This window comes from Massilia niastensis DSM 21313 (assembly GCF_000382345.1).
GTDB classification, from domain to species: Bacteria; Pseudomonadota; Gammaproteobacteria; order Burkholderiales; family Burkholderiaceae_D; genus Telluria; species Telluria niastensis.
Map to the genome: position 1 here is coordinate 1 of NZ_KB908195.1, position 3,458 is coordinate 3,458.

The following is a 3,458-nucleotide window of genomic DNA, read 5'->3' on the forward strand; positions in this document are numbered from 1 at the left end:
AAACCCACCGACGATGGAGAAAAAAGCTGCCTGAAAACAGAGATTTAGACTCTCATAGATTTATTCAGGTGTTTCAAATTCATTGACACGTTCCGCCCCCAATCCAACTAACACCAGGAGACCGATCATGATTCACCAAGAACAATCCCACCAGGATATTCGCGACGCCGTCCGCTCGCTGTGCGAGGAATTCCCCGCGGACTACTTCAGGAAAGTCGACGAAGAGCGCGGCTATCCGGAAGCCTTCGTGGATGCGCTGACCAAGGCCGGCTGGATGGCGGCGCTGATCCCGCAGGAATACGGCGGTTCCGGACTCGGCCTGACGGAGGCCTCCGTCATCATGGAGGAGATCAACCGCTCGGGCGGCAATTCCGGCGCCTGCCACGGCCAGATGTACAACATGGGCACCCTGTTGCGGCATGGCTCGCAGGCCCAGAAGGAATTCTATCTGCCGAAGATCGCCAGCGGCGAACTGCGCCTGCAGGCGATGGCGGTGACCGAGCCGACCACCGGCACCGACACGACCAAGGTCAAGACGACTGCGGTGCGCAAGGGCGACAAGTACGTAATCAACGGCCAGAAAGTCTGGATCTCGCGGGTCCAGCATTCCGACCTGATGATCCTGCTTGCGCGCACCACGCCCCTGGCCGAGGTGACCAAGAAAACAGAAGGCATGTCGATCTTCATCGTCGACTTGCGCGAGGCGATCGGCAAGGGCCTGAGCGTGCAGCCGATCCTGAACATGGTGAACCACGAAACCAACGAGCTGTTCTTCGAAAACCTCGAGATCCCGGCCGAAAACCTGATCGGCGAGGAGGGCAAGGGCTTCAAGTACATCCTCGATGGCCTGAATGCCGAGCGCACCCTGATTGCCGCCGAGTGCATCGGCGACGGCTACTGGTTCATCGACAAGGTCACCAAGTACGTCAACGAACGCGTCGTGTTCGGGCGCCCGATCGGCCAGAACCAGGGCGTCCAGTTCCCGATCGCCAAGGCCTACGTCAACGTCGAGGCCGCGAACCTGATGCGCTACAAGGCCTGCGAATTGTTCGACGCCCACAAGGCCTGCGGCGCCCAGGCCAACATGGCCAAGATGCTGGCGGCCGATGCTTCGTGGGAAGCGGCCAACGCCTGCCTGCAGTTCCATGGCGGCTTCGGCTTTGCCGCCGAATACGATGTCGAGCGCAAGTTCCGCGAAACCCGGCTGTACCAGGTCGCGCCGATCTCGACCAACCTGATCCTGGCGTATGTCGGCGAGCACGTGCTCGGCATGCCCCGTTCGTTCTAGGAGAGCGCCATGCGTCCCCTCGATGGCATCACCGTCATTACGTTGGAACACGCGATCGCCGCGCCGTTCTGCACCCGCCAGCTGGCCGACCTCGGCGCGCGTGTCATCAAGGTCGAGCGCCCCGGCGTGGGCGATTTCGCCCGCGCTTACGATGAACGCGCCCGCGGAATGGCGTCGCATTTTGTCTGGACCAACCGCTCCAAGGAAAGCCTGACCCTGGACGTCAAGCATGGGCAAGCAGGGGAGATCCTCGAGAAGCTGCTGGCCGGGGCCGACGTCCTGGTGCAGAACCTGGCGCCGGGCGCCGCGGCGCGCCTGGGCCTGTCCTACGAGGCCCTGAAGAAGCGCTTCCCGCGCCTGATCGTGTGCGACATCTCCGGTTATGGCGCCGACGGCCCCTACCGGGACAAGAAGGCCTACGACTTGCTGATCCAGAGCGAATCGGGCTTCCTCTCGATCACCGGCTCGCCCGACGACCCGGCGAAGGCCGGCTGCTCGATCGCGGACATCGCGGCCGGCATGTACGCCTACACGAATGTCCTGGCCGCCCTGATCCAGCGCGGACGCACCGGCGAAGGCTGCAACATCGACGTCTCGATGCTGGAGAGCATGACCGAGTGGATGAGCTATCCGCTCTATTACGCGATCGATGGCGCGGCGCCGCCGCCGCGCGCCGGGGCGGCCCATGCGACCATTTATCCCTACGGTCCTTTCCCGGTCGGCGACGGCAAGACCGTCATGCTGGGCCTGCAGAACGAACGCGAGTGGGAGCAGTTCTGCGCCAAGGTCCTGGAACAGCCGGCATTGGCGAAAGACCCGCGCTTTGCGTCGAATTCCGCGCGCACCGCGGCGCGCCAGGAACTGCGCGCGATTATCGTCGAGGTGTTCTCGCATCACACGTCCGAACAGGTGATCGCACGCCTGGACGCCGCGCAGATCGCCAATGCGCACATGAACGACATGCACGACCTGTGGCGGCACGCCCAGTTGAAGGCCCGCGAGCGCTGGACCGAGATCGATACGCCCAACGGAAAAATACCGGCGCTGCTGCCGCCCGGCGTACCGAACACGTATTCCGCGCGCATGGATGCGGTGCCCGCACTGGGCCAGCATACCGATGCCATCCTGGGCCAGCTCGGCTACGACAGCGCAGACCTGGGCGCGCTGCGCGAAGCGGGCGCCATTTGACACCGACCATTGCGAGACATCTGATGAAGACCGTGCTACCTCGTTCCTATCTATTCGTTCCGGGCAACCGCCCGGAAATGTTCGAGAAGGCGTACAAGTCCGGCGCCGATGCCGTGATCATCGACCTGGAAGACGCGGTACCGTTTTCCGAGAAAGCGGCCGCGCGGGCCGCACTGGCGGCCTGGCTGTCGGCGGACCATCCGGTGCTCATCCGGATCAATGGTGCGGACACCGAGTGGTTTGACGGGGACCTGGGGCTGTGCGGCTCGCCCGGGGTAAGCGGCGTCATCCTGTCGAAGGCCGAGAAGATCGGCGACATCGCGCGAGTGCGCGAGGCGGGGGCCGCCGCCGTCCTGCCCTTGATCGAAAGCGCGGCGGGCTTCAACAATGTGCATGCGATCGCACAGGCGCCCAGGGTCCAGCGCCTGCTGTTCGGGTCCATCGACTTCCAGCTCGACCTGGGGATCCGCGGGGAGCGCGAGGAATTGCTGTTCTTCCGCTCGCAACTGGTCCTGGTGTCGCGCCTGGCCGGCATCGGCGCCCCGGTCGACGGCGTCAGTACCTCGATCGGCGATGCCGCGAGGCTCACCGCTGACGCCATGCATGCACGCCAGATGGGGTTTGGCGCAAAGCTGTGCATCCATCCGAAACAGGTGGCCGAGGTGAATCGCTGCTTCAGTCCCGGCGAGGAAGAGCTCGCGTGGGCCAGGCGCGTGCTGGAGGCCGCCGCGCGCTCCGAGGGCGCCGCCGTGGCGCTGGATGGGAAGATGATCGACCGGCCCGTGATCCTGCGGGCGCAGCAGATACTCGATGAATCGCGTGGTGAATCGCGCGACCAACAAGCGAAGGAATAGCACATGAAAGTCCTGGTACCCGTCAAGCGCGTGATCGACTACAACGTCAAGGTCCGCGTCAAACTTGATGGCAGCGGCGTGGAGTTCGCCAATGTCAAGATGTCGATGAACCCGTTCGACGAGATCGC

3 protein-coding genes and 1 pseudogene are annotated in these 3,458 nt (G+C 63.9%); all 4 read left to right on the top strand.

Features of this window, described 5'->3' with window-relative positions:
• The first annotated feature begins 127 nt into the window (after window positions 1–127).
• Window positions 128–1,288, top strand: a complete 1,161-nt coding sequence (locus H162_RS0129495) for an acyl-CoA dehydrogenase family protein (protein WP_020657065.1) — start codon at window positions 128–130, stop codon at window positions 1,286–1,288.
• Window positions 1,289–1,297: 9 nt separating this feature from the next.
• Window positions 1,298–2,476 carry a CaiB/BaiF CoA transferase family protein gene (locus H162_RS0129500; protein WP_020657066.1) on the top strand — a complete coding sequence of 393 codons (1,179 nt, stop codon included), beginning with the start codon at window positions 1,298–1,300 and terminating at the stop codon, window positions 2,474–2,476.
• A gap of 23 nt (window positions 2,477–2,499) precedes the next feature.
• The gene (locus H162_RS0129505) at window positions 2,500–3,330 is read left to right on the top strand and encodes an HpcH/HpaI aldolase/citrate lyase family protein (RefSeq protein ID WP_026355263.1); all 831 of its coding nucleotides are present in this window, start codon (window positions 2,500–2,502) and stop codon (window positions 3,328–3,330) included.
• A gap of 3 nt (window positions 3,331–3,333) precedes the next feature.
• Window positions 3,334–3,458 (top strand): annotated as a pseudogene (locus H162_RS34635) (electron transfer flavoprotein subunit beta/FixA family protein); the annotation flags it as partial.

Bases quoted from the DNA above. Each gene is read 5' to 3' on its own strand.
- H162_RS0129495 (WP_020657065.1), top strand. From the start codon at position 128: ATGATTCACCAAGAACAATCCCACCAGGATATTCGCGACGCCGTCCGC.
- H162_RS0129500 (WP_020657066.1), top strand. From the start codon at position 1,298: ATGCGTCCCCTCGATGGCATCACCGTCATTACGTTGGAACACGCGATC.
- H162_RS0129505 (WP_026355263.1), top strand. From the start codon at position 2,500: ATGAAGACCGTGCTACCTCGTTCCTATCTATTCGTTCCGGGCAACCGC.